The sequence below is a fragment of the Comamonas testosteroni genome (assembly GCF_014076415.1).
Taxonomy (GTDB): Bacteria; Pseudomonadota; Gammaproteobacteria; order Burkholderiales; family Burkholderiaceae_C; genus Comamonas; species Comamonas testosteroni_F.
Genome location: NZ_CP043568.1, coordinates 4810123 through 4831280, shown reverse-complemented (window position 1 = coordinate 4831280; position 21158 = coordinate 4810123). Strand labels below are relative to the sequence as shown.

The following is a 21158-nucleotide window of genomic DNA, read 5'->3' as shown; positions in this document are numbered from 1 at the left end:
CTCCAAGTGAGAGACGCCAAGCAAGAGCCGCCTCGCGGCGAGGGCGTCGTCCCCCTCCCGAAGAGAGAGGGGGAAGCGGCAAAGCCGCTCAGGGGGAGACTTAAGTGCCCAGGAAATCACCGAACTTGCCGTTGATCCAGGCAAAGTCTTCCTTGACCAGCTCGGAGGTGCGCACGTCCATGTCGATCTGGGTCTGGTTGACCTGGCCGCTGGCGTCCACCTCGTATTCGAACTTCACCGAAATTTCCTCCTGAGGGTCGCCGTTGACCATCATGTAGCAGAGGTTGTCGGGCAGCCGGGCAACGACCTCCTTGCCGGCCACACGCTCGGCAATGTTCCGGGCGACGATCTTGCCGATGTAATTGGCCACATGGCCGCTCTTGGGGTAGTGGCCGAACTGAGGCGAGATCGCGCCCATCAGATCGCCGACAAAATACACGCGGTCATCGCTTCTGGCATGAAACAGACGATTGTGCATGTCGGCCCAGCCCGTGGGCTTGCCGGTGGCGGCATCCTTGCCTATCAGGTCGGCCTTCCAGACCATGTCGGCGGCCTGGTGGGGCGGCATGAGGATGGCGTCGTCGAACCTGAAGTCACCCGCAGCGGTCTTGATCTGCTTGTTGAAGGGGTCCACTTCCTTGACGCCGGCATTGGGCACATGGGTGATGATGTCTGCGTACAGCTCTTCGAAAGCCTGCTTGTAGCCCACGCCGATAGGTGCAATCTTGGGCTTGGGGTCGAGAATCAGGATCTTGCCGGGAATCTTGTTCTTCTTGATATGCCAGGCGATCAGGCAGGCGCGCTCATAGGGCGAGGGCGGGCAGCGATGCGGCGGAGGCGGCAGTGTCATCACCAGCGTGCCGCCCTTGAAGTTTTTGACCTTGCTCTTGAGCGAGAGCATTTCCTGGTTGGGGATGTAGGCGTTGGGGAAATGGGTGCGCGTGTACTCGATGGCGTGCTGGTCGTTGCCGAACCAGGCCTCGTAATCATTGCGAATGCCGCCCGAGAGAATCAGGAAGTCGTACTCGATCAGGCCATGGGCCGTGCGCACCAGCTTTTTGTCGCGCTCGAAGCCCGTGACCTCGGTCTGCAGCAGCGTGTAGCCGTATTTGTTGGCCGGGTGCAGCATGTCGCGGTTCACGAAGTCCGTGCCTACGATGTCCACCAGCCACTTGTTGCTCATGGGGCCGGACCAGAAGGTCGGATTGCGCTCCAGCAGCACGACGTCGGAAGCAGGAATCAGCTCGCGCAGATAGCGTGCCGCCGTGAGGCCACCCCAGCCGCCGCCGCAGATCACGATGCGCGGACCTTTGCCCTTGCGCGGCAGGATGGGCGACTGGCTGCTGACGATGGCGGGTCCAGCCATTGCCGGGCCGGCAGCGGCGCCCAGGGCGAGTGCGGGCGGAGTCCAGAGGAAATGGCGACGTTGCATGAGCATTGCTCCTTTAATGAGAATGGGGCCTGATCGAGGCCCGGGATTCGGGGGAGGGAAGCAAGCTTGGGCGCAGCGCGATGGGATTGCCTCTCAGCCGACACGCGGCACAAGCAGAGCTGGTGGCTGGAGATTCTAGGAGCAGGCCCTGATCCGGAATCGGCGAATACCCAAGCGAAGCCAGCGCTATTGCTGGCGCAGCAGGCGCAGGCTGAGAAGCGCTCCGAGCAGGATGCCGGCAACGGCCGCAAAACTGGCCAGCGACAGCGTGGACAGCCCGCTCAGCCCCTGACCAATGGAGCAGCCTGCGGCCAGCACGCCGCCAACTCCCATCAGCAGGCCGCCACCGGCGCTGGCTGCCAGGCGGCTGGTGCTGTCAAAGCCCTCCCAGCGCGCAGTGCGGCTGCCAAGGGCTGCGAGAAAGGCACCGGAGAGCACGCCCGCCGTCAGCGCCAGGCCTATGCCGGGCTCGCGTCCCACGGACAGTTGCAGATAGAGCAGGGCCTCGGCAATCGGGCCGATGAAGCTTAGCGAGGTGAGGCGGGCCGGCTCGAACTCATCGACCCCGATATGCGCAGTCAGCCACCAGCCGGCAGCCACCAGCAGGCCTATGAGCAACGCGCTGCCCCACTGCAAGCGGCTTTGGCGCAGGCCGGGACGCAGCAGGGCGTAGGCCAGCAGCAGCAAGGCCAGCCCAAGCGTCAGCAGCCATCTATTCAGGGAAGACAGATAGGCGGGCAGGGTGGCCTGGGCCAGCGTGAGGGGGGCGAGGGCCTGCAGCCACAGGCGCAGAGGCGTCAGCACACCGGTCATGGCCAGTTGCGCGCCCAGCGCCAGAAACACCAGGGTGATCAGAGAGCGCAGATTGCCGCCCGCCAGCAGTACCAGAGAGCGCGCCCCGCAGGCGCGGGCCAGCACCATGCCGACGCCAAACAGCAAACCACCTATCAGCACGCCAGCCATGGAGAAGCTGGGCCGCGCAATGGCGGCCTGGCTCAGATCGAGCATTCCCAGAGCCTGCAGCCCCTGGGAGGCCAGCAAGGCCACGGCCAATGCCAGGGCAAAGGCCTGCAATGCAGGTGCCTGGCCCGCAGCGACTTCGGTATCTCGCCCCATTTGCTGGCGCAGCCCGCGCAGCAGACAGAAACGCCCCAGCCGCGCGGCGACGCCGAAGGCCATGCCCAGCAGAAAAACAGACCACAACAACATATCGATGACTCAAGCAAGGCAAGCGGCAGCGCCGCCTTGAAATACGGCTGCTGCCGGCTTGGGACGCGCTGGGGAGGGCGCGTCAGCGCCTCAGGGCCAGCAAACAAACAGACCACAACAACATATCAGTCGTTCAATAAAGCAGATGAGGGCGGGTGGCAGAGATTGGCACCAGACGCATGAAGCGTGAACCTTCGCTCGGGCTGGCGAGCAAGGGCCGCCCCGCAGCAAAGCCGGCGTCCCCCTTCCCGCAAGCGAAGCGCCACGAGAGAAGGGGGAAGGTGCGTCAGCGCCTCAGGGGGAAGCCTCTATTCACCCACCCCAGATATCCGCGCTGATCGCCTTGTACCAGGCTGCGCCGTAGTCGGCCTCGGCCTTGCGGAAGGCGGCATCGCCGTTCATGGGGCTCACGCCGCCGGAGTCGGGCACTTCAATCAGCTTGCCCGCTGCCGTGCGGTAGACGCCGGCCACGGAAATGCCGTAGTCGGTGCCGATCAGGCTGTAGCAGGTGTTGGCAAAGGCCGCTGCAGGCAGGGGGCTGCCGCTCAGCTCGGCGGCAATCGCGGCAGCAGCCACCTTGCCTTGCGTATTGGCGGCAAAGCCGGACTTGGGCATGGGCGCCGCAATCGTGGCGTCGCCCAGCACATAGACATGCCGGACCTGGGTGGATTCAAAGGACTCTGGCTTGACGGGCACCCAGCCGCTGGCGTTGGTCACGCCGGCGCGGTCGGCGATAAAGCCGGCCTTCTGGGGCGGGATGACGTTGAGCACATCGGCCTTGTGCCTGGTGCCGAACGCGGTTTCCACTTCCAGGTTCTTGGCATCCACGCGTGTGACCTTGCCGTCATCGGCCTGCTTGACCCATTCGATCATGTCGCCATAAAGCGCCTTCCAGCCCTGGATGAACAGACCTTGCTTGGAGAAGGCATCCTTGTCGTCCAGCAGCAGAATCTTGGACTTTGGTTTGTGCTGCTTGAGGTAGTGGGCCACCATGGCCGCGCGCTCGTAGGGGCCGGGCGGGCAGCGGAAAGGGTTGGCAGGGATGACCATCACGAACTTGCCGCCGTCGGGCATGGCTTCGAGCTGCTTCTTGAGCAGCTGGGTCTGCGCTCCGGCCTTCCAGGCATGGGGGGCGAGCTGCGCGGCCGCCTCGTCATAGCCCTCCAATGCATTCCAGCGCATGTCGATGCCGGGCGAGAGCACCAGCTTGTCATAGCTCAGCGCCTGACCGTTGGACAGCAGCACGCGCCTGGAGTCGGTCAGGACCTGGTCGGCACTTGCATGGACCACGTTCACGCCGGCCTTGCGCAGACCGCCGTATCCGTGGCCTATGCTGTCCCAGCTGCGCAGGCCGGCCAGGTACAGATTGGAGAAGGGGCAGGTATGGAAGCGCTCGGCCGGCTCCACCAGCGTGACCTGGATATGCGGCGCGAACTGGCGCAGATAGCGCGCAGCCGTGGCTCCGCCAAAGCCGCCGCCGATCACGACCACATGGGCCGAAGCTGCCTTGGCCTGCACGATGGCGGGCACGGCGAAGCTGGCTGCGCCGGCGGCGGCACCACCGAGAATTTGACGACGATTGATCTGCATTTACTGGCCCTTCTTGCTGAACCACTGGGCCAGCGCTTTGAGTTGCTCATCGTCGTAGCCCTTGGCCAGACGGGTCATGACGGTGGCGTCCTTGGCGGTGCCGGCCTTGAAGGCCTGCAGGCGCTGCAGCAGATGAGCCTCAGGCAGACCGCGCAGCGGAGGAATGACGCCCGTGGAGCGGCCGTCCGGGCCGTGGCAGTTGGCGCAGCTGGCAGCCAGCACGGCCACATCCTGCACACGCAAAGAGGTTGCGGCAGAGCTGGCCAGGCCGGGCAGCGGCGCTGCCAGGGCAAAAGCCAGCCATAGCGCAGAGCGCGCCGAAGTGAGCAAGGGTTTCGATCGCATGGGGCCTCCCGTTGTCCCCACGCAAGGCCGCGTGGGGGATTTATGACCTCGATGCCTGAATGTGCGCGGCCTTTGTTATGTGTGGCGAATGTCGGGCATTCTTCTGGGCAGGGGCGGCGCAGGCAGAGCTGATGGAGTCGGATTCTAGGAAGCGGGCCAGCTCTGACAAGCTCAATATCCCGGTGGTGTAACAGGAAGTTATTGGTTATTTAGTTATGCACTGCGCTTGTGCTTGCGAGGGCGCGCGAGGTCATGAAAAAAACCGCATTTCGCTATCTTATATGTAGCACGATGCGGTTTCCTGTGAAAGGTTGCAGGCGGTTCTTCAGTATTGCTGCGGCAGTCCGTCAGAGGGCGCGGAGGGCGTGGTGTTGGCGGTCGCTGCCGGCATTTCTGCCGCTGTGGGAGCGGTGGCCGAGGGATCGCGGTAGCGAATATTCACGCCGCTGGTATCGGGTGGGTCGTCATCCATCATGGCATCGGCAGCCTTGCCCACGCCCTTGCCCACGATCTTGGCCGTGCCGATGGCGGCATCGGCGGCCAGACCCACGGCCCCGGCCGTCACGCTGATGGCGGTGCCGGTGACGGCGATCACGGTGCAGCCCGGGAGCGCCAGGCTGAAGCAAAAAGCCCCCAGGGCCAGGAAGCGCGGGAGCTTGCGGGGCATGCAAAGGGAAGAGCCCAGCTCGGGGGCTGCGAGCAAGGGCCTGAGGCGGCCCCGCCGCCTCGCGGCGAAGGTGTCGTCCCCCCGGGGGGACGGAGCCGAAGGCGACTCAGGGGGGATCATGAGATCAATGAATCCGCATGCCGGGCATGGCGCCGGGGAAGGGTTCCAGCACATAGATGCCGGGGTGGGCCTTCTCGTCGGCGTGGCTGGCGGCCAGCACCATGCCTTCGGACAGGCCGAACTTCATCTTGCGTGGTGCCAGATTGGCCACCATCACCGTCAGCTTGCCCTGCAACTGCTCGGGCTGGTACATGCTGCTGATGCCGCTGAACACATTGCGGGTCCTGGGCTGGCCGTTCTCGTCCTTCTCGCCCACATCCAGCGTCAGCTGCAGCAGCTTGGTCGAGCCTTCAACCGCCCTGCATTCCAGAATCCTGGCGATGCGCAGATCGACCTTGGCAAAGTCGTCGATGCTGATGGTCTCGGCCAGCGGCTCACCGCCGGGGGCATTGGGGTCGATCACGGGCTCGGCCTTCTTGGCGGCCTTTTTCTCGGCTTTGGCGGGTTCGGCTGCGGGGGCTGCCTGGCCCGAGCCTGCAGAAGATGGCGCTTCAAACAGGGCTTCGAGCTGCTTGGGATCGACGCGCTGCATCAGATGCTGGTAGATGCCGATCTGGTGGCCCGCGCCCAGGGGCTTGACCACGTCGGCAAAGCTCTCGGGCGGCACGATGAGGAATCGTGCCACTTCTGCGGCCACGCCGGGCAGGATGGGGCTCAGGTAGATGGTCAGGATGCGGAAGGCTTCGATGCAGGTCGTGCACACATCGTGCAGGCGGGCATCCATGCCTTCCTTCTTGGCCAGTTCCCAGGGCTTGTTGGCGTCCACATAGCTGTTGACCTTGTCGCACAGCAGCATGATCTCGCGCGCAGCGCGGGCCGAGTCGCGGCCTTCGTAGGCGGCGACGATGGCGGCTTGCTGTTCGCGCAGCGCGGCCAGCAGGGCCTGGCCGTCTTCGCTTACATGACCCAGCCTGCCGTCAAAGCGCTTGCTGATAAAGCCTGCAGCGCGCGAAGCGATGTTGACGTACTTGCCGATCAGGTCGGAGTTGACGCGCAGCATGAAGTCTTCGGGATTGAAGTCGATGTCTTCGTTCTTGCCATTGAGCTTGGCGCCCAGGTAGTAGCGCAGCCACTCGGGGTTCATCTTGAGCGACAGGTACTTGAGCGGATCGAGGCCGGTGCCGCGGCTCTTGCTCATTTTCTCGCCGTTGTTCACGGTCATGAAGCCGTGCACGCAGATCCTGGTCGGCGTCTTGCGGCCGCTGAACTTGAGCATGGCGGGCCAGAACAGCGTGTGGAAGGTGATGATGTCCTTGCCGATGAAGTGGTACTGCTCCAGGTCGGGGTCGGCCATGTAGGCGTCGTAGTCTTCGCCGCGTCGGTTGAGCAGTTCCTTGAGCGATGCCAGATAGCCCACGGGCGCATCCAGCCAGACATAGAAGTACTTGCCCGGCGCATCGGGAATTTCGATGCCGAAATAGGGCGCGTCGCGGCTGATGTCCCAGTCGTCCAGGCCTTCGCTGGTCGAGCCGTCGGGGTTGGTGCGCACGCCGAACCATTCCTTGATCTTGGCTGCCACTTCGGGCTGCACATGCTTGCCGTTCTGCGTCCATTCGGTCAGGAATTCTACGGCGCGTGGGTCGGAGAGCTTGAAGAAGAAATGCTCGGATGACTTCATCACCGGCGTGGCGCCAGACAGGGCCGAGAACGGGTTGATGAGGTCGGTGGGTGCGTAGACCGAGCTGCAGACTTCGCAGTTGTCGCCGTACTGATCCTTGGCGTGGCAGCGCGGGCATTCGCCCTTGATGAAGCGGTCGGGCAGGAACATGTTCTTCTCTGGATCGAAGAACTGCTCGATGGTGCGGGTTTCGATGAAGCCGGCCTTCTTCAGGTCCAGATAGATCTGCTTGGACAGCTCGTGGTTTTCGGCGCTGTCGGTGTTGCTCCAGTTGTCGAAGGCGATGTGGAAGCCGTCGAGGTACTGCTTGCGGCCGGCTGCGATGTCGGCCACGAACTGCTGGGGCGTCTTGCCGGCCTTTTCGGCGGCAATCATGATGGGGGCGCCGTGGGCGTCGTCGGCGCCCACGAAGTTGACCGCATTGCCCTGCATTCGCTGCGCACGCACCCAGGTGTCGGCCTGGATGTATTCCATGATGTGGCCGATGTGGAAGTTGCCGTTGGCGTACGGCAGGGCGGTGGTGACGAATAGTTTGCGTGCGGTCATGAGGAAACAGCTTTCACAGAGAACCCGTCATTCTAGAAGGGCTTGGCTCCAGGCTGCGGGCGCGGGTTTTGCTGCGGCGCCCGCCGAGATCGTTCGGGAACGGCGGTTGCTTTGTTTTTTATAGCTAATTTCGCATTATTTTTATAGTTTTCTATATTAAAACTATAAAAATTCTATGTATAAAAAGCGTTGTCAGCTTCAATATTGGGAGCGATAGCCTTCGGCTGCGTTCAGCCCACCGAAGGCCTTTTGTTGCGATACATGTCCTGGTCGGCCACCTTGAGCAGGCTTTGCGCATCCTGGGCATCTCTGGGATACAGAGCCTGCCCCACGGATGCGCCCACGGTCACGGCTTCGCCCTCGGGAATGCCTTGGAGCGTGCCCAGCGGCTGTTGCAGCGCATGCTCTATCTTCAGGCGCACGGCCTGTACCTGCTCCTCGTCGCTGACGCCGCGCAGGATGAGGATGAACTCGTCACCGCCCAGGCGGGCAACGACATCGTCGGGGCGCAGCAGATTGCGCAGGCGCAGGCTGATCTCGGCCAGTGCCAGATCGCCGTTGTCATGGCCCCAGCGGTCATTGAGCGGCTTGAAACGGTCCAGGTCCACAAACAGCAGGGCGAATGGGGCGGCCATGTTCTGGCCGGGCAGGGGGCGGGTGAGTGTGGTCAGAATATGCTGCAGTGCGCTGCGGTTGCTGGCTCCGGTCAGTGGATCGGTAAACAGGCTGTGACGCATGCGGTGGAAATTGTGGGCCAGCTCGCCAATTTCATCGCGGCGCTGCACTTCGATCGGCGTGTCGATCTCGCCCTGGCCCACGCTGCGCACGGCGCGGGTCAGCGAGCGCATATCGTTGGCCACGGCACCGAAGATGCGGGTTCCGATGACGACTGCCACGACCAGGGCCAGCAAGCCCAGACTGCCCACCAGGGCCATATGGCGGTAGACGCCGGCCAGCATGTCCTTGTGCGGTACGGCCACCACGGCCATCCAGTCCTGACCGGCTCCATTGCTCAGACGCCGGTAGGCAATGCGAATATGGTTGTGCCTGTCATCCTCGAGCAGGGCCGTGCCGGGGGCGCCGCTGGACGGCGAGGACTGGAAGGCACCCTGGATTCTGTCGTACACCGCCTGAATCAGCGGGTCCTGGCTGTTGGCGACGCTCATGCGCTCCAGCTTGCCGTCCTCGCGCCGGTGGATGTTGGGCATGCCGGTGGCGGCGATCAGGGAGCCGTCGGCCTCGATGATGAAGGCTCGGCCATGTTCGCTCAGGTGCAATCGGTTGACGAATTCGTTGAGCGCGCGAAGCGAAATATCAGTGGCAACCACACCCTCGAGACTGCCCTTGCTGGAGAGAATGCGGCGTGCGCGCGTGAGCACCAGGTCCTTGGCACTGAAGTCGATATAGGCAGGAGTCCAGATCACATCGGCCGACTCTGCCGCAAGCTTGAACCAGGGGCGCTGGCGCGGCTCGAACAGATTGGTTTCGGTGGATTCGTAGATCGGCTCGGCATGCATGCCGGCGACCTTGAAGTAGCTGCGGTGCTCGCCGGGTTGAGTCTTGAGGCGCAACTGGCCCAGCTCTGGAGCCACTCGCTTGAGAGCAATGCCCTGGCCCGCGATATTGGCGTAGTACACATAGTCATTGGGCCGGGTATGCAGCGAGGTCGCCACCCACAGCCGGGAGATCAGGTCGGGAATATGTTCGCGGATATCGGCAGCTACGGGCTGGCCGCTGGGAAACGCAGCCTCCAGCACGGCGCTGGACGGGTACAGGTGGCGATCCACGATCAGCGCGATACGCTCTGCTTTCTCTTCCATCACCTGCTCGGACAAGGCGGACACCGTGTTGCTGCCTGTCCAGTACCAGAGCATGCCCAGGGCCGATGTCAGCAGCGCAATCAGGGCAACAAAAGGCAGGATCAGCGAAAGCTTGAGCGATTTGGAAGCGCGGATGGGCTGTGGGGATGGAGTCACTAGGCGGTTGTAGAAAAGATGATGCAGATCATGCAAAGTGTCTCACGCATCATTTGCCTGGTTTCTTTCGCATCATTAACATTTGTTACATTCTTGAGGCCAACCCAGGAAGGCGCACAGCTCCTCACTTCGGGCCAGCGCGTCTTTGCGGCCCAGTGCTATCAGTTCACGGGTATAGCCTTGCTCAAACAGCAGGTAGCTCGCCAGCGCGCCATCGCGCATGGGGTTGCCCGTGCCGGCGCGCACGCCCAGCGTGGCCAGCAGGGTGCGCACCGGCCGCGGCAGCTTGTCGATGTGGCGCGTGGCAATATCGTCGATGCGCTCGCTGGGGGTGATGGCCAGTACCTCGATAGGGCGCAGCCGGCTGTGAATGCGCTCTGCCGGTGAAATCAGGCTCAGTGTGTGATTGATGCGTTCGGCACGCTCTATGTCCACAGCCAGCGTGTCCAGAAAAATGCTGGACAGCGCGTGCCCGGCCACCTGGGCCAGAGTGGGATAGCTGGCATCGACCTGCGGCTGGCTGCTCACAGGCTCGTGGCGTCTGCCCGCGCCGACGACCAGCAGTTTGCTGGCACCTAGATGAATCGCTGGGGCCAGGGGCGCAGTCTGGCGCATGGAGCCGTCGCCGAAATGCTCGAGATGTCCGTCCATGGGCAGCGGTATGGCTGGAAAGATGAAGGGCAGGGCCGACGAGGCCAGCAGGTGGTCGGCGGTCAGCAGGGTCTGCACGGCCTTGCGCTGGTCGCGCACCCAGGGGCTCAGGGCCTCGCGGGTCTGAAAGAAAGTGATGTGCTGACCGCTGCTGTAGCTGGATGCGGTGATGGCAAGGGCGTGCAGATGACCGCTGTCGATGAGCTGTGGAATGCGCTCGAAAGGCATGAGGCCGCTGTTCATCAGGGTTTTCAGCGGAGTATTGTCCAGCAGCGAGCGCGGGCGCATGCGGCTCCAGCGGGCCAGCGCCCAGCCCAGCGACAACAGCGTCAGCCAGCGTGCTCCGCTGCGCAGCACGCTGAGCGAGTCGGCCTTGTAGATTTGCTCGGTATGCATATGGCCCCAGACATGCAGCATGCGCCGCACTGCGCTGTCAAAGGCATCGGCATGGCAAGCCAGGGCTGCGACATTGATGGCGCCTGCCGATGTGCCTGCAAGCACTGGAAAGGGATTGGGGCCATGCTGCAGACCGCGAGCGCGGCGCAGCTCGGCGATGGCGGCCAGCACGCCGACCTGATAGGCAGCCCGGGCGCCGCCGCCGCTGAGCAGCAGGCCGGTCTGCCCGATGCTGGAGCTCGGGCCTACGGAGTTCTGCCGCTCTGCTTCGGCAAGACTGGGGGGGAGGGTGGGAGAGAACTGCACTGCCGCCATGGCAGCAGTGTGCCCGGATTGGACCGCAGGCGGTAGGTGCTCAAGGCAAGGGATAGTGCCTGGGGGCGCGGGCGATCCTGATGACGACTTCGGTGGCTGTCAGCTCTTTTTCTGGTTCTTGGCAATCAGCGTGGCGATGGACTTGGCATCCAGCACCACCAACTGATTCTGCGCGGCCCAGCTGGCGGCATTCTCGCCCAGAGGCTGCAGAGCCACGTAAACGCAGAGATCGGCTTTCAGCTTGTGTTGTGCGGCCTGCAGCTCGCGCAGCGGCTCCACGCCATGGGCGGCGGCTTTCCAGCGGCGCGCACCGACCACGCTGGTCTGGCCGTTGCGCGTCAGCAGCAGGTCGGCGCCGGCCTGGTTCAGGCGCTGAACCTCATAGCCTTCGGATTGCCAGGCCGTCTGCAACTGTGCGCTGAAGTCGGCCCAGGACTGCTCTGCGATCACCTGTTGAATCTGTTCCAGCCTTGCCGGGCTGGGGGCCCGCAGCTGCCTGTAGCAGGCAATGCAGCCGACGACGAAGAACGGGAAGGCTCCCAGAGCGGCAAAAGGCGAAATGTCCTTGGGGAACACAGCCAGCGACACCAGTACCACCGCAGCGCAGATCGCAAAGCTGATCCACCAGCGCGAGCGCATCAGGACTGCAAACAGGGAATTTTCGGCCATCTTCAATTTCACGGGCTGTCTCTCAAATCTTGGGCAAAGGGCTGCATTGTCTCCTGTGCACAGGGGTTGGACAGCTTCGCTAGACTATCCATCATTGAAGAAACCTCTGGAAAACTAAATCCAATGGCTGTTACAGAACAAGCGCTTCTGAGCGCGCTGGCCACCGTGCTTGATCCGCACACTGGCAAGGACTTTGTGAGCACGCGCGCCCTGCGCAATCTGCAGATTGCCGGCGACGATGTCTCGTTCGATGTGGAGATGGGCTATCCGGCCCAGAGCCTGCAGCCTGCCCTGCGCAGCCAGTTCATCGCTGCAGCCAGGACCGTGGCGGGCGTGGGCAATGTCTCGGTCAACATCACCACCAAGGTGGCCTCGCATGCCGTGCAGCGCGGCGTGCAACTGCTGCCCGGCGTGAAGAACATCATCGCCATCTCCTCCGGCAAGGGCGGCGTGGGCAAGAGCACGACCACGGCCAATCTGGCGCTGGCGCTGGCCGCAGAAGGTGCCCGAGTGGGCATTCTGGACGCCGACATCTACGGCCCCAGCCAGCCCATGATGATGGGCGTTTCGGGCAAGCCCGAAAGCCATGACGGCAAGACCATGGAGCCCCTGGAGAACCATGGCGTGCAGGTCATGTCCATCGGTCTGCTGGTCAACAACGACCAGGCCATGATCTGGCGCGGACCCATGGCCACCCAGGCGCTGGAGCAGATGCTGCGCCAGACCAACTGGAAGGATCTGGACTATCTGCTGGTCGACATGCCGCCCGGAACCGGTGACATCCAGCTGACGCTGTCCCAGCGCGTGCCCATGACGGGCGCCGTGGTGGTGACCACGCCACAGGACATCGCCCTGATCGATGCCAAGAAGGGCATTCAGATGTTCGAGAAGGTCGGCGTGCCGATTCTCGGTCTGGTCGAAAACATGGCCGCCCATGTCTGCACCAACTGCGGCCATGTCGAGCATATCTTTGGCGCCGACGGCGGCAAGAAGATGGCCGGCGAGCAGAACATCGACTATCTGGGGGCGCTGCCCCTGTCGCTGCAGATCCGCCTGCAGGCCGACAGCGGCAAGCCCACGGTAGTGGCCGAGCCCGACAGCGAAGCCGCCCAGGTCTACAAAAAGGTGGCGCGCGATCTGGCTGTGAAGGTGGCTCTCAAGGCCAAGGACTTCTCCAGCAAGTTCCCCACGATCACGGTTAGCAGCAATACCTGATGAACCTTCTGACCTCCATGCGTTATCTGGTGGCGCTCAATGAGCACCGCCATTTCGCAAGGGCGGCGCAGGCCTGCCATATCACGCAGCCCGCACTGTCCAATGCGCTCAAGGCGCTGGAGGATGAGTTCGGTGCCGTCATCGTCAGGCGCGGTCGCCTGTTTGGCGGGCTGACTCCGGAGGGCGAGCAGGTGCTGGCCACGGCGCTGTCCATGCTCAGGGCCGAGGAGGCGCTGAGGCAGGATCTGAGTGCTGCGGCGGGCCAGCTCAAAGGGCTGTTGCGCATGGCTGCGGTGCCTACGGCGATTCCCATGCTCACGCGCTTTGCAGCCATGCTGCGCCAGCGCCACCCCGGCATCACGCCCGTGGTGCTGTCCATGAGTTCGGCCGAGATAGAAACCGGGCTCGAGGATCTGTCCCTTGACCTGGCTCTGGGCTACAGCGCCAGACTGCCGAGGCGTGGCCCGCGCCTGCAGTCCTGGCTGCAGTACCAGGAGCACTACTATCTGCTGTGCCGGGATACGCAGTGCGACAGCCGCCCCTTTGCTTTTGGGGCCGACATCGGCTGGAGCGAGGTGGCAGCCCTGCCGCTGTGTCTGCTCACGCCCGATATGCACAACCGTGCGGTGATCGACGAGGCCTTCGCTGCCGTGCAGCGCGAAGTGCAGCCCGCCATGGAAACGAATTCCGTGCTGAGCCTGGTCATGGCCGTGGCCGAAAGCATCCCCGGGGATGGAAGTGCCATGGTTACGGTGCTGCCAGGTGCCATGGTGGCCACTGTGCGCCACATGCCGGGCCTGATTGCACGGCCGCTGCGATCGCCCGAGTTGGTCACGCCTATAGGCTTCATGACTCAGCAGGGCATGGCGCCCACGCGGGCTCTGTTGGCCGCGCTGGAGCTGCAGGACGATGCCGATTGGCGCGTGCAGTGCCTGCGGCATGCGGGTGCGCTGAAGGAGTGAGTGCGGTCAGGCGGGCTGGCCTTGCCCGCGTGGGGGCGTGGAATGCAGCACGGCACGCACCGCATCGGGTGTGAACGGGGCTGCATAGAATCGCCGGCCCGTGGCATCGAACAAGGCATTGGCCAGGGCGGCGGGTCCTGGCACCGAGGCCGATTCGCCCGCGCCCATGGGCGGCTCCTCCTGGCGGGGCATCAGCACGACCTCTATGGGCGGCAGATCGCGGAAGCCGATGATGGGGTAGCCACCCCATTCGCGGCTGGCCACGCCTTGCTCGTTGAAGGCGACCTTCTCCATCAGGCTGCGGCTCAGCGTTTGTATGACGTTGCCGTGGATCTGGTGGCGCACGCCGTCGGGGTTGACCATCATTCCCGTGTCCTGGCCCACGACCAGTCGCCGCACAGCTATGCGTCCGCTGGCGGGGTCTACGGTGATGTCGATGACCCAGGCCGCCCAGGCCGCGCCGAAGCCGGGAAAGCGGCTGTGGATGTAGCGCGCATAGGCTATGCCGCGCCCGTGCAGCAGGCCGTCGGCGCCGGGCTGTCCCCGGTTTCCGCGATGGCCTTGCTGCCATTGCGCACGGCGGGCTGTGGCATTGATCAGCTCGACGGCGCGCGGATCGTCCAGATGGCGAACGCGGTAGTCCACGGGGTCGGCGCCGGCCGCGTGGGCCAGCTCGTCGATCATGCAGTCGTGGGCAAAGGAGTTGGGCAGGGCCGAGACGCCGCGTAGCCAGGACGAACGCACGATGGGTGCCATGTCATGGCAGGCGATGCGCTGGCTGGCATAGCGGTAGGGCGGCACGGCCGTGCGGTCGCCCATCTCCAGCGTGCGTGGCTGGCCCGGTATGCGGCCCGTGAGCAGCAGGGCCAGCAGTGGCGCGTCGTTGGAGGGGTAACGTACGGCAAAGTCGTAGGCCAGCAGCTCGCCCCGGGCGTCGATGGCAGCACTCACATCCATGAGCTGGGCCGTGCCCTTGGGCTCCCACTGGTGCTCCTGCTCGCGCGTGAGCTGCACGCGCACGGGCGCGCCCACGGCCATGGACAGCAGGGCGGCGTCGGCGCAGACGTCGTCGGCGCAGTTTCGGCCATAGCAGCCCGCGGCTTCCAGGCGCACGATCTCGATCCGCTCCTCGCCCAGTTGCAGCAGGCGATCCAGGTCGGTGCGCAGCATGTGGGGGTTCTGCGTGCCGGCCCAGAGCTTGAGGCGGCCCTCGCTGAAATCAGCCACGGCGCAGGATGGGCCGATGGAGGCATGCATCTGGTAGGGCCAGACATAGCTGCGGCGCAGCACGGTGGCTGCGCCAGTGAAGGCGTCATCCACGGGTCCTTGCTCTACCAGGGAGCGGTGCTGGGCAGGGTTGGCGCGGATGGCACCTACCAGGCTTGCCAGGTCAGACAGATCGGGCGCCGGCGGCACGGCCTGCCATTGCACGCGCAGCGCGCGCATGGCGGCAATGGCCTGTTCCTCGCGGTCGGCGACCACGCCGACGAAGTCACCTTCGGTGACCACCTGTACGTTGCCGGGCAGGTGGGCCACGGAGTCCCGCTCCACGGCTACCAGGCAGCGGCCGATGAAGCTGCCGCCGTCGCGGCCCGGGTGCGGAGGGCGGATTACGCGGCCATGGCGCATGCCGGGCGCGCGCACATCATGGACAAAGCTCAGTTCGCCCGTGGCCTTGGCGGGAATGTCCACGCGCGCCGCGCCACGGCCGACGAGCCGGTATTCGCTGGCGGGCTTGAGCTTCACTTCCTGATCGGGCGGGGCCAGCGTCAGCTGCAATTGCTGGCCGCGCAGCAGATCGCCATAGCCGAGTTCGCGGGCATCGCTGCCATCGGCAAAGCGCACCGCGCCATCCCGTGCCTGGAGCCGGTCCGCCGCCACGTTCCATTGCTGCGCGGCCAGCTCCAGCAGCTGCTCGCGCGCCTGGGCGGCGGCGCGGCGCAGCGGCACGGCCGAGATCTGGATGCTGGCGCTGGCAATGGTCGGGCCCTGGTTGGGGGCGGCGGCCGTGTGGCCCAGCACCATGTCCAGGCGCGCCAAAGGCACTTCGAGTTCTTCCGCCACGACCTGCGCCAGCGCCGTGCGTATGCCCGTACCCAGGTCCACATGGCCGTTGAAGGCCAGGGCGCGCCAGCCCTGCGGGGCACTGTCGTCGGCCAGTACGGCGACGAAGATTTCGGGCGTGGACTGTACATAGTCGGTGGCCGTGCCGGGCTGGCCGGGTGCAGGGAGCGGCGGCGCCACGGGCTGGCGCACCACGAGCAGGGTGTCGGCGCGCGTGAGCAACTGCGCATGCAGGGCTTGGGGCTGGGGCAGGTTCATGGGGTAGTGTTCTTCGCAGGCACGCTTTCAGGCGTGCCCTGTGCATGTTATGCACTCCGGGGCCGGCTGCGCAGGGCCGGCCCCATAGGCGCGTTGGCGCGGTGGGATCAGCCTGCGCAGAGGGCGTCGGTGTCGGCGATGGCCTGGCTCAGCGGCATCACGGCCGCGTACTTCTGGGCCATGTCGAACAGGTTGGCCTCGTGCGGGCCCAGGGCGCGGTCGCCGCAGCAGTCGGCCACCACCAGCGGGCGAAAGCCCGACTGCATGGCATCGACCACGCTGGCGCGCACGCAGCCGCTGGTCACGCAGCCTGCCACCAGCAGGGTCTGCACGCCGCGCTGGGCCAGCCAGGGGGCGAGCATGGTGCCGAAGAAGGCCGAGGGCGTGCTCTTGCGCACCACGTATTCGCCAGCGGCCGGGGCCAGCTCGGGCACGATGGCGCTGTGGTGGCTGTCTTCCTTCAGCGTCAGCATGCCGGGCACCTTCAGGCAGAAGATGTTGTGGTCGGCATCGTCGTCCGAGAACACGATGCGGCTGTGCGCCACGGGCCAGCCACGCTCGCGCGCATGGGCCAGCAGGTGCTGCGTCTGGACTATGGCTTCGTGGATGTTGCCGCCGCCGAAGACGGCCGGGTCGGCAAAGCCGTTGACGAAGTCGATGATGAGCAGGCCGAAGGGGGCCTTGAGCGGCAGCGGCGTGCCGAAGCCCTGGCGTGCGTAGGCGGAGATGTCGCCCTGCACGCCCTTGGTGGGGATGCTCTGCGCGTTGGTGGTTGCCGTAGTCATGCGATGTCCTTTCCTTGCTTGGACCTTTTGGTGGCGCGCGCCAGTCCTTCCTCGTCCTGCACCACGCCGTCGATGACGGTGGGCTTGCCGTCCAGCGCCACCGAGCAGTGGCGCATGGGGATGTCGATGTGGCAGGCCGTGGTGCGGCTGCCGCCGGCCTCGTTGTTGGGACCCATGGACCACAGGAAGTTGCCCTCGAAGGCGCGGGCGTCCATGCCGATGTGGGTTTCCTTGTTGTAGTGGGCCAGCATGGACCAGTGGGCGCGCGGCTGCAGGCCCCAGCCGATGTGGGAGACGGCATAGGCCTCGGGGTCCTCGTAGGAGGCCATGTACTCCTTGAGGATGTCGGCCTGCAGGCCGCCGCTGATGCGCGTGACGTAGCCCTTTTCGATGACGAGTTCGATGGGCTCGGTCACGTAGTCCTTCATGGGCAGCAGGATGTCGCCCCGGTCCAGGATCACGCGGCCGTTGCTCTCGCCCTCGTCGGGCCAGGTCAGCACGAAGCCGCTGGGCCAGTGGTCCCAGCGGCCGGGCTGGTCCACGAAGCCGTATTCGCAGATGGCAGGGAAGCTGCCCAGGCGGCAGCGCAGGTCGGTGCCCGCCGCGGATGTGATGTGCATCTGCCCGGCCGCCTCGATCAGCTTTGCCGCGGCCTGAATGCGCGCGCGGTCGCCTTCGGTGGGCACCAGTCGGCACAGCACCTCGGGCGGCTCCACGGCCAGCAGGATCTTGGTGCCGGTCTGCAGGATCTCGTGCTGCTCGGGCGAGAACAGCAGCGTCATCAGGTCCAGCACCAGGTCGCTGGCCTTGAGCGCGGCGATGGCGGCGGGATTGCCGGTCAGCGGCGTCGTCCCCAGGTAGGCCAGCGAGTCCCGGCTCAGTGATTTTTCGGCATTGACGGGCGGCAGGTCCAGGCGGTTGACACGCGCCCCCATTTCGCTGGAGGCGGCAATGGCGCAGCGCAGCGTCTGTGGGTGCGTGTCGGCGCCCGTGAGCACGGTGACGGTCTGGCCGGCTTCGAGCCGGGACAGCGTGAGCACCTGCTTCCAGGCGTGGATCAGATCGATATCGCTGACGGACATGGTCGGCTCCTTGGTGTCGCGATGGATGGGAGTGGGCTGCGGTTGGACATTCAGTCCACCCGCGCGCCGAGGAAATCGCCCAAGGCCACGTAGAACCCGGCCTCGTTGTCCCAGGGAATCATGTGGCCGGCATTGGGCACGCGTACATGCTCGGTCTGGGGGGCCAGGCCCTGCCACTCGGCCACGTCCTCGCTGCGCACCACGTCGCCGCGCTCGGCCGTGACCAGCAGCAGCGGGTGCTGGATGCGGGGCAGATCGGCATGGATGTCGTCGCGGCCGAAGTCCTCGAAGCTTTGCACGATGGCGGGCTCGTGGCAGGTGTGCAGCCACTGGGCGCGCAGCTGGCGTTGCTCTTCGGTCCAGGTGGGGCAGAAGGCGCGCATGGCCTCGGCATCCATGCCCAGCGTGGCCTGGCGGATGGAGTCCACATACCAGGGCAGGGCGGCCGGATAGGCGCGGCGGCCTGGGCCGGAGACCGGCGGATCGACGATGACCAGGCGCGTGAGCCCGGCCGGCTGGCTGCGTGCGGCGCGCACGGCGATGCGCCCGCCCATGGAGTGGCCGACCAGCGCCCAGCGCTGCAGGCCCAGGGCCTGGGCGAAGGCGGCCACGTCTGCGGCCTGGGCATCGAGGCTGTAGTCCAGGCCCGGGCCGGACGAGGACAGGCCGCGCCCGCGCACATCGAGCACATAGGTGTCGAACTGGCGGCCCAGGTGCTCGGCCACGAAGCCCCAGGTCACGGCCGGGCTGGTGATGCCGGGGATCAGGATGACGGCGTCGCGCTGTGCGCGTTCGCCCTCGGCGCCGCCGTAGCGCAGGTAGTGCTGGCGGATGCCGTTGGCGTGGACGTTGCCGCCGTAGCGGAATGTGCTGGGGGTGCTGGAGTGGCTGGTCATGCGTGTGTTCCTCAGGCCTTGGCTGCGCTGGTGCCGCTGTCGTAGGGATAGGCGCCCGACAGCAGCGCGCCCGCGCCCGGCACCACGGGGTCCAGACCCAGTTCCTTGAGGATGGCGTAGGTGGTGGCGATGGAGGCGGTCAGCACGGGCTTGCCGGTTTCGGCCTCGACCTGGGCCACGGCTGGCAGCGAGGGCATCTGCACGCAGGCGGATAGCACGATCACATCGGCATCGGCGTAGTTCATGTCGGCCACGATGCCGGGCAGCTTGGCGGGGTCATGGCGACCCACGTCCAGGTTGTCGGGGATCTCCAGCGCACGCCAGTCCACGATTTCGAAGCCTTCGGCGGCCACGTAGTCCATGACCAGCCGGGTCAGCGGAATCATGTAGGGCGCCACCAATGCAATCTTCTTGGCGCCCATGACCTTGAGCGCCTCCACCAGCGCGCCGGCGCTGGTGATCACCGGGGCGATGGCGCCATTGCTGGCCGTGCGCTCGGTCAGGCGCTGCTGCGAGACACGGTGGTAGCCCTTGCCCATGGCCATGATGGCCACCAGGCAGGCATAGCCCAGTACGTCGACCCGCGCATCGCTCAGCTCCAGCGCGCAGCGGTCGCTCTCGGCGTCCATGGCAGCCAGCTCTTCCTTTTGCACCTTCTTCATGCGCATGCGGCTGGAGTGGAAGGTGAAGCGGTCCTGTGGGCGCAGTGCGGAGTGGGCCTGCAGCATGGCCGGCACTTCGGTCTCCATGGTGGTGTTGGAGCTGGGGACGATCTGGCCGATGCGGAACGTTTTGGTCATGACTTGCCTTTGCAGAGTTTTGAGGGTTTCTGATCAGAATCAACTGAGTGTGTACGCTTTATTCTTGCAAAAGATATGCCGACTTGCAAATGAGAGTTTTCTCGGTGTTTGTACTTATTTGGTGCGGAAATTGCACCAAAAATGGTGAATTCCAATTTATTCTGCCGCTCCATGGTGCATGCATGATTTTTGAAAATTTAAGTGTATACGCCTGAATTAAGCGTTTTGTTGCCTGGCACGCTTCCTGCTTTTAAGCATTCATGGACGCGCCGAAGCAACGGTTGCCCCGTCTGGCTTTCAACATTCCTGCAAGGAGAAAAACTGTGTCTCAATCCCCTCGAATCGCCGTTGTCGGTGCCGGTCTCGGCGGGGCCGCTGCTGCCAAGCTGCTGCTCCAGGAAGGCTTCAATGTCCGCGTCTATGAGCAGGCGCCCAGCTTCTCTCGCCTGGGAGCCGGCATCCACGTCGGACCCAATGTGATGAAGATCCTGCGCCGCATTGGCATCGAGGACGCGCTCAACGAGCAGGGCTCCCACCCTGACTACTGGTACAGCCGCCACTGGCAGACCGGCGACGTGCTGGCCCAGATCCCTCTGGGCGACTACGCCGTCAAGGAATACGGCGCCAGCTACCTGACCGTGCACCGTGGCGACTTCCATGCGCTGCTGGTCGAGGCCCTGCCCGACAGCGTGATGGCCTACGGCAAGTTCCTCACCAAGGTGGAGGACCGCGGCAACGTGGTGGTCATGCACTTCGCCGACGGCACGACCGAAGAGGCCGACATCGTTATCGGCGCCGACGGCGTGAACTCCCGCATCCGCGAGGAACTCCTGGGCCCCGAGCTGCCCAAGTACGCGGGCTACCTGGCCCACCGTGCCGTATTCCCCACGCCCGAGGTCAAGGCCGGCATGCTGCCCTTCGACGCCTGCGTGAAGTGGTGGAGCGATGACCGCCACATGATGACCTACTTCGTTACCGGCAAGGCCGACGAGCTGTACTACGTGACCGGCGTGCCTGTCGAGAAGTGGGACCTCAACGACCGCTGGCTGGAGAGCAGCAAGGAAGAGATGCGCGAGGCCTTCTCGGGCTGGCACCCTACAGTTCAGGCGCTGATTGACGCCACCGTGGAAGTGACCAAGTGGTCGCTGCTCGAACGCGATCCGCTGCCGCTGTGGAGCCGTGGCCGCCTGGTGCTGCTGGGCGATGCCTGCCATCCCATGAAGCCCCACATGGCCCAGGGCGCGGCCATGGCCATCGAGGACGGCGCCATGCTGGCGCGCTGCCTCAAGGAAGTTGGCGCGCACAACCATGAACTGGCCTTCGCGCTGTATGAAGCCAACCGCGCCGAGCGGGCCAGCAAGGTGCAGCGCATCTCGCACGACAACACCTGGCTGCGAACCAACGAAGATCCGTCCTGGTGCTTCGGCTATGACGTGTTCAACGCGCCCCTGGTCGAGCCCAAGGTCAGGGCAACTGCCTGATACTCGCAGCCCAGCTGGGCAGGGGAGACTCCCTCTCCTGTCCGGCGGCAGAACGCCGACATCCTGAACCGCAGTTGCAAG

At 64.9% G+C, this 21158-nt stretch carries 17 protein-coding genes; 3 read left to right on the top strand and 14 right to left on the bottom strand.

All coding sequences use genetic code 11. The annotated features are described in order from the left end of the window. Nucleotides 1-100 precede the first annotated feature (100 nt). From F0P97_RS22235 to F0P97_RS22195, 9 genes are all read right to left on the bottom strand, one after another. The gene (locus tag F0P97_RS22235; RefSeq protein ID WP_182284305.1) at nucleotides 101-1432 is read right to left on the bottom strand and encodes an FAD-dependent oxidoreductase; all 1332 of its coding nucleotides are present in this window, start codon (nucleotides 1430-1432) and stop codon (nucleotides 101-103) included. Nucleotides 1433-1618: 186 nt separating this feature from the next. Beyond that, on the bottom strand, nucleotides 1619-2641 hold the full coding sequence (locus tag F0P97_RS22230; protein ID WP_182284303.1) for a YeeE/YedE family protein: 1023 nt from the start codon (nucleotides 2639-2641) through the stop codon (nucleotides 1619-1621). 312 nt (nucleotides 2642-2953) lie between these two features. Next, nucleotides 2954-4231, bottom strand: coding sequence for an NAD(P)/FAD-dependent oxidoreductase (locus tag F0P97_RS22225; RefSeq protein ID WP_182284301.1), 1278 nt, complete (start codon nucleotides 4229-4231; stop codon nucleotides 2954-2956). After that, nucleotides 4232-4576 (bottom strand): c-type cytochrome, encoded by a 345-nt coding sequence (locus F0P97_RS22220; RefSeq protein ID WP_232538018.1) that lies wholly within the window; start codon nucleotides 4574-4576, stop codon nucleotides 4232-4234. 325 nt (nucleotides 4577-4901) lie between these two features. Beyond that, nucleotides 4902-5243 carry a hypothetical protein gene (locus F0P97_RS22215; RefSeq protein ID WP_182284299.1) on the bottom strand — a complete coding sequence of 114 codons (342 nt, stop codon included), beginning with the start codon at nucleotides 5241-5243 and terminating at the stop codon, nucleotides 4902-4904. A 124-nt stretch (nucleotides 5244-5367) separates the two neighbouring features. Then, the gene (gene metG / locus F0P97_RS22210) at nucleotides 5368-7527 is read right to left on the bottom strand and encodes a methionine--tRNA ligase (protein ID WP_182284297.1); all 2160 of its coding nucleotides are present in this window, start codon (nucleotides 7525-7527) and stop codon (nucleotides 5368-5370) included. Nucleotides 7528-7757: 230 nt separating this feature from the next. Beyond that, nucleotides 7758-9503, bottom strand: a complete 1746-nt coding sequence (locus F0P97_RS22205; protein WP_182284295.1) for a sensor domain-containing diguanylate cyclase — start codon at nucleotides 9501-9503, stop codon at nucleotides 7758-7760. Nucleotides 9504-9578: 75 nt separating this feature from the next. After that, on the bottom strand, nucleotides 9579-10865 hold the full coding sequence (locus tag F0P97_RS22200) for a patatin-like phospholipase family protein (protein ID WP_182284293.1): 1287 nt from the start codon (nucleotides 10863-10865) through the stop codon (nucleotides 9579-9581). A 99-nt stretch (nucleotides 10866-10964) separates the two neighbouring features. Further along, nucleotides 10965-11534 (bottom strand): restriction endonuclease, encoded by a 570-nt coding sequence (locus tag F0P97_RS22195; RefSeq protein WP_003072730.1) that lies wholly within the window; start codon nucleotides 11532-11534, stop codon nucleotides 10965-10967. A gap of 123 nt (nucleotides 11535-11657) precedes the next feature. Between F0P97_RS22195 and apbC the strand changes: the two genes are divergently transcribed. Further along, nucleotides 11658-12749, top strand: a complete 1092-nt coding sequence (apbC, locus tag F0P97_RS22190) for an iron-sulfur cluster carrier protein ApbC (protein ID WP_182284291.1) — start codon at nucleotides 11658-11660, stop codon at nucleotides 12747-12749. After that, nucleotides 12749-13711, top strand: coding sequence for a LysR family transcriptional regulator (locus F0P97_RS22185; RefSeq protein ID WP_182284289.1), 963 nt, complete (start codon nucleotides 12749-12751; stop codon nucleotides 13709-13711). The genes apbC and F0P97_RS22185 overlap by 1 nt, the downstream gene beginning before the upstream one ends. A gap of 6 nt (nucleotides 13712-13717) precedes the next feature. Here the strand turns inward: F0P97_RS22185 and F0P97_RS22180 are convergent, their stop codons facing one another. From F0P97_RS22180 to F0P97_RS22160, 5 genes are all read right to left on the bottom strand, one after another. Beyond that, complete coding sequence (locus F0P97_RS22180) at nucleotides 13718-16033, bottom strand: xanthine dehydrogenase family protein molybdopterin-binding subunit (protein WP_182284287.1); 2316 nt, start codon at nucleotides 16031-16033, stop codon at nucleotides 13718-13720. A gap of 107 nt (nucleotides 16034-16140) precedes the next feature. Next, entirely contained in the window at nucleotides 16141-16818 is a 678-nt protein-coding gene (locus tag F0P97_RS22175) for an N-carbamoylsarcosine amidohydrolase (protein ID WP_182284285.1), read from the bottom strand. Then, complete coding sequence (locus F0P97_RS22170) at nucleotides 16815-17900, bottom strand: 2,5-dihydroxypyridine 5,6-dioxygenase (RefSeq protein WP_182284283.1); 1086 nt, start codon at nucleotides 17898-17900, stop codon at nucleotides 16815-16817. Before F0P97_RS22170 ends, F0P97_RS22175 begins: the two co-directional genes overlap by 4 nt. 50 nt (nucleotides 17901-17950) lie before the next feature. Then, the gene (locus tag F0P97_RS22165; RefSeq protein ID WP_182284281.1) at nucleotides 17951-18796 is read right to left on the bottom strand and encodes an alpha/beta fold hydrolase; all 846 of its coding nucleotides are present in this window, start codon (nucleotides 18794-18796) and stop codon (nucleotides 17951-17953) included. Nucleotides 18797-18807: 11 nt separating this feature from the next. Further along, nucleotides 18808-19596 carry an Asp/Glu racemase gene (locus F0P97_RS22160; protein WP_269780064.1) on the bottom strand — a complete coding sequence of 263 codons (789 nt, stop codon included), beginning with the start codon at nucleotides 19594-19596 and terminating at the stop codon, nucleotides 18808-18810. A 323-nt stretch (nucleotides 19597-19919) separates the two neighbouring features. On the opposite strand from F0P97_RS22160, the gene F0P97_RS22155 reads away from it, so the two are divergent. Then, nucleotides 19920-21077, top strand: a complete 1158-nt coding sequence (locus tag F0P97_RS22155; protein ID WP_182284279.1) for an FAD-dependent monooxygenase — start codon at nucleotides 19920-19922, stop codon at nucleotides 21075-21077. Nucleotides 21078-21158 lie beyond the last annotated feature (81 nt).